The organism is Enterococcus sp. FR204 (assembly GCF_031143325.1).
GTDB classification, from domain to species: Bacteria; Bacillota; Bacilli; order Lactobacillales; family Enterococcaceae; genus Enterococcus_B; species Enterococcus_B faecium.
This window is the reverse complement of sequence record NZ_JAKZIW010000074.1, coordinates 1-6,276: the sequence shown is the minus strand read 5'-3', so window position 1 is coordinate 6,276 and position 6,276 is coordinate 1. Positions and strand designations below refer to the sequence as shown.

Below are 6,276 nucleotides of genomic sequence, written 5' to 3'. Positions count from 1 at the left end.
AGTCTTTTATGAATATCGAAGTTAGTTTTTCACCTAACTTCGTTTTTTATAGTTGGTTATTATAAAATAGTAATATAGCTGATTTGGATTCAATTCATATTTATTTATAAATCAAAAATACAGAGAATAGTATATAAATGTCCTTTCCTAATCTTAAAATGATGTTTGTACTTACTTAAATTAGGTATAATTAGTATATGTTTTGTGAGAAATTTAGACTTACAATAAGCAGTGAATTTATAATCAACGTATAGGAGACATGGATGAAATGAAACTAATTGGTATAGATTTAGACGGTACTCTTTTGAATTCTGACCAGAGCATTAGTCAAAAAAATGCAAGAACAATGAAACATTTACCGGAAGACTGTTTTCCATTCATTTGTTCTGGAAGAGAAGTAGAAGACATTAATAATATTCTCAAAAAATCTGGTTTAAGGATACCAGCAGTAGGGTTAAATGGTTCTGTTGGATTTGATGGAGAAAAAAAGATATTTGAGTCTTCCTTCGATAAAAATGATGTAAAAAAAATTGATTCTGTCCTATCGAAATTTCCAACCAAAATATATACAAATCTCGGAAGTTATGAATCTCAGAATTATAAAAATAAAATGAAAAAAATTTTTCACGAGGCAGGGAGTGAATTTTCTATCAAAGAGCTAAACTATGAGCTTGAGTATGAAAAATCTATTTGTTCAATCCCTTATAATAATATTGAGGAAATTATAGAAAAGGATGCTATCAGCATTTACAAATTTTTTATTTTTATTCCTAATCGTCAATTGAAAGCTAATATATTTAACCATTTGAAAAAGATGCTAAATGTGTCTGTTACTGAATCGGCACCTGTAAATATTGAAATCGTACCTCAAAATGTATCTAAAGGCGTGGTGTTTGATCGTTTGGAATCAATCTACAATTTAAAGAAACCTTTGAGAATCGCGATCGGAGATAGTTTAAATGACTTATCTATGTTTGAAAGTGCAGATATTAGTTTTGCAATGGGAAATAGTCATCAAGAAATCATGAAAAAAGCTGATTATGTCACTGTTTCAAATGATAAAGACGGAGTATCTCAAGCATTTGAAAGAATTCTTACCATATAAACTAATTAAGGTAGTATAGAACATAGAATTCTAAATACGGAAAAATGGAGCATAAATTCCAGTACAAATAGTACTTCTTCAGTGTCAAACGAAGCGAATATAACATAGATATTTAGGATTGTGACAAAAATCATGTCACAATCTTTTTTTCGAATAAACTCATTTTTTGAAGCCGGCCATTTATCGTAATTTCTTTGCATAATACGAACAAATTTTCGGTTATTGATGAAAAAAAACATTGAAAATGGTATGATAAAAGAAAAAAAGGAGGAAATTTTTAATGGTGAAATTTATCCATGCGGCAGATTTACATATGGATCGGTCATTTGAAGGACTGACAACTCTTGATAAAACTGTACAGGAAAAACTATTGAAGACGAATCTGACCGTTTTATCAAATATCATTGAACAGGCAATAATAAATAACGTTGATTTTGTTTTACTTGCAGGAGATAATTTTCATCAAAATCGTCCTTCATTAAAAATACAGAAACATTTTTCAGAACAGATGAAACGGTTAGAAAAGAACCATATACCTGTATTTATAATATTCGGAAATCATGATTTCTATCAAAAAGAGCGGTATTGGTTCTCCTTTCCTAAAAATGTCCATTTATTTACATCCGAAACGGTAGAGACAAAAAAAATAACGATAAAAAGTGGAGAAACTGTCTCTCTCAGTGGATTTAGTTATCGTCAACCGTGGATTCAAAAAGACAAAGTGATGGAATTTCCTTCTAGAGAACTCACAGATTACCATATTGGGTTGTACCACGGGGAACCTGGCGTCTCTCAAAAAGGAAACTATGCTCCTTTCCAACCCTCAAAGATGCAAGAAAAGGGATACGATTATTGGGCTTTAGGGCATATCCATGTGCCAACGGTCTTAAATGAAAAGCAAACAATTGTTTATCCAGGTGCGCCTCAAGGTCATACTAAAAAGGAACAAGCTTCTACATCTATTCTACTAGTTGAATTAAGTAAAGGAAGTTGCCAAATACATCCGATTAAAGTAGCAGAGGTCTATTGGAAGACAAAGGAAATATCATTGAGGAAAGCAAGAACGACAAAAGAGGTCATTGTTCACATTCGTCAGCAACTTTCAAAAGTAGAGTATGGTTTTAGTTTAATCGAAATAAAATTAAAAGATTATGACCATCTCAATACAGATGTTTTGGAACGGATACAATCAGGAGAGCTATTAGACTATTTGTTAGAGGAATTCTCAGATAGGATAAATGATTTCTTTATTTGGCGTATTTCTCTCATAGAGGATACCTTTTATACGAAGATCCCACTTGCTGCTTCTGCTAAATTGATGGAACAGTTATTTCAATACTATCAGACACCTCAAGATTTCCAACAAATTTTAAATGAAGTATATAGTCATCAAGAAGCGGCTAGAATATTGAGCGAACTGCCGGAATACCAAGAAGAAACACTTGAAAAAGCCAAGCAGCTGCTTAATCAAGATTTTTTATTTGAGGAGGATCAGGAATGAAGATTTTAAGGATCGAGATTGCTGCTTTTGGAAAATGGCGTCAAAAAAGTTTTGACTTTTATTCAGGCAATCAGCTGATCTATGGGGGAAACGAAGCAGGAAAATCAACGATTTATCAATTTATTCAAGCAATATTATTTGGTTTCCCTTCAAAAGGCCGTAAAAAAAAGGATTATACACCAAAAGACGGCTCAGCCTATGGCGGCAAAATATGGCTTAAACATCCTGTATATGGTGAATTTGCTGTCGAGCGCTACAAGCAGCAAAATCGCGGAAAATCGAAGGTGTGGCTGGGGGATCAAGTGGGAAGTGATGAGTTACTAGAAAAATTGATTGCGCCTTTAACGAAAGAGTTATTCCAGCAAGTATTTACTTTCCAGCAGGAACAGTTGATGGAACTAGATCATTTGAGAGAAAAAGAGCTACATGATGCGCTGATTTCTTTAGGCATCACGGGCAGTTCTCAAGTATTCCAAAAGCGGCAAGAATATTATCAGAAAGCACAACAATTATTCAAGAAAAAAGGCCAAAAACTACTAATCAATCAAAAATTAAATGAATGGAAAGAGCTGCAAGAAAAAATTCATCAAAAACAAGAACAGGAAGCTTATTTTGGCAAGTTGATCCAACAAGAACAGGAATACGAGTCGCAACAGCAGCAGTTATTGGCACAATTAAAAGAGGCGAACAAACAATTTTCATTAGCCAGACAGCAAGAACTTAATTTTTCTTTATATGAAGAATGGCAATCTCTCAAAAAAAACAGCACTACAGGTCTTCCTGATGAGCAACTTCTTTTAGATCTGGAGTCTTTCTCCAAACGGTATCAGCAAACAAATGAGCGTTTGGAAGAATTAGAAGCAACACTGGAAAAGCATAGCGGGATGGATCAGCAGTCAGCCAGATATTATTTTTATTTAGAGCAGGAGCAGGAACTAAAAGATCTCCAGCAACTTCAATTTACAGCGGAACAATTAAACGAAGAATGGCAAAGATTACAAATTGAGACTAGAGAAACAAATTCAGAATTGAAGATTTTGGAACAAAGGTGGCATTGGCAGAAAAATCCGTTACCGGAAGAATTTTTATATGAAGAAGAATGGAAGCATCTTCTGGCTGAAGAAAGAAGGATTGCTGATCTAGAAAGCCAGATTTCTGTGCGTCTCCAAATAGCTAAAGAACAGCAAGAGATGATTGAAGCAGAAGTGAATGACTTGGAAGAGACCTATCCAGCATTATTACAAAATCAGTCAGAGATAGCACCAGTCTCTTCATCTAAACCGTATATGCTGATGGCTGGCGGAGCAATAATCATTGCAGGTATATTTGTACCAATGCCCTTGAAAGTGATCCTTTTACTAATTGGTGCAGGCATGATTGGCTATTTCTTCTACAAAAGGCAACCAAAAATTAAAACTAAAAATGATTTCTCTGAGATAAAAGGAATGTGGCAAGAAAAACTAGGACAACTTGATCTAGCCTTAGCTCAATTAGCTGAAGCAGAAGAAAAACAAAAGAGAACTGGGGAAGAAAAACAGATTCTTCGGCAAGAAGTATATCGTTTTGCGGATCATCGGCACTTAGGAAAGATGGATACGCTCAAACTCATGAAAGAATATGGACAGGAAGTCATAGATTATCAGAAATTATATGGCGTATTTGAGCGGAAACATAAAAGAGAGCAGGAAATACAAGAAAAACTACGACAAATCGACCAAAAATTTGAGTTTGTTAAAGAATGGTTACCGATACAAGATAAGTCAATTTTAGAAAAAATGGTATTGCTTTCCCGTTTTATACAAGAGATGGAACAGATGAAATTTGCCAGAAGCTATCAGCAAAATACTTTATTGAAGCAAGAAATCAATCAATTGAAAAAGAAACAAAAAGTATGGATACAAGAATACAGCGAACAATTGACTCAAGCAGGCTTATCTTATCCTTCGGAAGTACCTGTCTTTTTACAAAAAGCCAAACAAGCCGAACAGCAGATGAAAAGATACAATGAATTATCGGAAATGCTTACTCCACTATTTCCTGAAGAGCTGACAAAAGAGAAATTATCTGTAAGACTGCGCCAACTGAAAGAAAAGCAATCCCAACTCCAGCAAGAAGAAAAAGAAGCAAGTGAAAATCGGCAACGACTCCAACTTCAAGTAGAAGAGTTGCAAAGAGACGGCACATTGGACGAACTTTATCAACAAGCTAGCCGGCAAAAAGCAAAATTACAGGAATTACTGGAGGAATGGGGAGCACTTGAAATCGCCGGGACATTCTTAGGTGATCTTTCAACAGAGATGAGTGAAAGACAATTACCCCAGTTGTTAAGAGCAGCAGGTGATTATTTAGGTATTTTAACAAAAGGAAATTATCAGAAGATATTACTGAAAAATGATACACTGACTTTAACAGACGGATATACAGAATTTCCCATCTATGAGTTATCTACAGGTACGAAAGATCAGCTGATTATGGCGATGAGATTTGCTTACCTCTCATTAGAAGCTAACCGTTCGATATGCCCGATCATCATTGATGATGGCTGGCTTCATTATGATCATCAGCGAAAGTATCAATTAGCTGAACTTTTAGCTAAATTTGGAGAAAAGTATCAAATAATTTGTTTTTCTTCTGATAAAGAAATGGTAAGCTATTACCATGAGATGAACCAAATCGTAAAACAATTAGAAGGAGCAAATAATGAAAAAAATTCGTGATTTAGTAATCGATGAGCAGTTTGAACAATTTGTCCTGATCAAAAGTGCAGATGTAAGAATCGCTAAAAACGGAAAAAAATTTATTGCTTTTACTTTCCAAGATACTTCAGGTACTATCGATGGTAAATACTGGGATGCTTCGGAGGAGGAAATCAATAAATTTACAGCCGGCACAGTCGTTTTTCTAAACGGTAAAAGAGAGGTTTATCAAGGAAACCCTCAAGTAAAGATTCTTCATATGCGCTTAACAAGGGTAGATGAGCCAGGAGAGCCTAGTTTATACATGGAAAGAGCCCCTTTGAAGAAAGAAGAAATGGAAGAAGAAATCAATCAATTGTTGTTTGAGATCACCAATGCGCATTGGAATCGTATTGTTCGCTATCTACTTAATAAATATCAAAAACAATTTTTTGAGTTTCCGGCAGCAAAAAGAAACCATCATGCATTTGCCAGCGGATTAGCTTATCATACTTTGACAATGCTTCACTTAGGGAAATCAATCGCCGATGAATATCCTGAGCTGAATCGAGCATTGTTGTATGCTGGTATCATTTTGCATGATTTAGGAAAGGTGATTGAACTTTCCGGTCCTATGTCGACAGAATATACGCTTGCAGGAAATTTGATCGGTCATCTGGTATTGATTGACGAAGAAATAACTAAAGCCTGTCTTGCGTTGAAAATCAGCGAAGCTGACGAAGATGTTCTCGTATTACGTCATATGGTTTTAGCACACCATGGCTTATTAGAATATGGCTCACCTGTACGTCCAAGAATAATGGAAGCAGAAATATTACATCAAATCGACAATATCGATGCTTCGATGCAGATGATGTTGACTTCGATTCGTCAAACAGAACCAGGAAAATACACCGATCGGATTTTCGGTATGGACAACCGAAGTTTCTATGTACCAAAAGATTTATAGCAAAAATTTATTTTTTTCATTCAAA

At 34.9% G+C, this 6,276-nt stretch carries 4 protein-coding genes; all 4 read left to right on the top strand.

Features of this window, described 5'->3' with window-relative positions; translation table 11 throughout:
• The first annotated feature begins 259 nt into the window (after positions 1 to 259).
• The 4 genes from RG571_RS11520 to RG571_RS11505 all read left to right on the top strand — a co-directional run bounded on the left by RG571_RS11520 (position 260) and on the right by RG571_RS11505 (position 6,251).
• Positions 260 to 1,105, top strand: a complete 846-nt coding sequence (locus RG571_RS11520; protein WP_131774243.1) for a Cof-type HAD-IIB family hydrolase — start codon at positions 260 to 262, stop codon at positions 1,103 to 1,105.
• A gap of 280 nt (positions 1,106 to 1,385) precedes the next feature.
• Complete coding sequence (locus RG571_RS11515; protein WP_002307065.1) at positions 1,386 to 2,606, top strand: DNA repair exonuclease; 1,221 nt, start codon at positions 1,386 to 1,388, stop codon at positions 2,604 to 2,606.
• Positions 2,603 to 5,323: an AAA family ATPase gene (locus RG571_RS11510; protein WP_002307067.1), complete on the top strand. Its 2,721-nt coding sequence runs from the start codon at positions 2,603 to 2,605 to the stop codon at positions 5,321 to 5,323. Before RG571_RS11515 ends, RG571_RS11510 begins: the two co-directional genes overlap by 4 nt.
• A complete protein-coding gene (locus RG571_RS11505) occupies positions 5,307 to 6,251 on the top strand; it encodes a 3'-5' exoribonuclease YhaM family protein (RefSeq protein ID WP_002286211.1) in 945 nt (314 codons plus the stop codon). The genes RG571_RS11510 and RG571_RS11505 overlap by 17 nt, the downstream gene beginning before the upstream one ends.
• The last annotated feature ends 25 nt before the right edge of the window (positions 6,252 to 6,276 follow it).

Bases quoted from the DNA above. Each gene is read 5' to 3' on its own strand.
- RG571_RS11520 (WP_131774243.1), top strand. From the start codon at position 260: ATGGATGAAATGAAACTAATTGGTATAGATTTAGACGGTACTCTTTTG.
- RG571_RS11515 (WP_002307065.1), top strand. From the start codon at position 1,386: ATGGTGAAATTTATCCATGCGGCAGATTTACATATGGATCGGTCATTT.
- RG571_RS11510 (WP_002307067.1), top strand. From the start codon at position 2,603: ATGAAGATTTTAAGGATCGAGATTGCTGCTTTTGGAAAATGGCGTCAA.
- RG571_RS11505 (WP_002286211.1), top strand. From the start codon at position 5,307: ATGAAAAAAATTCGTGATTTAGTAATCGATGAGCAGTTTGAACAATTT.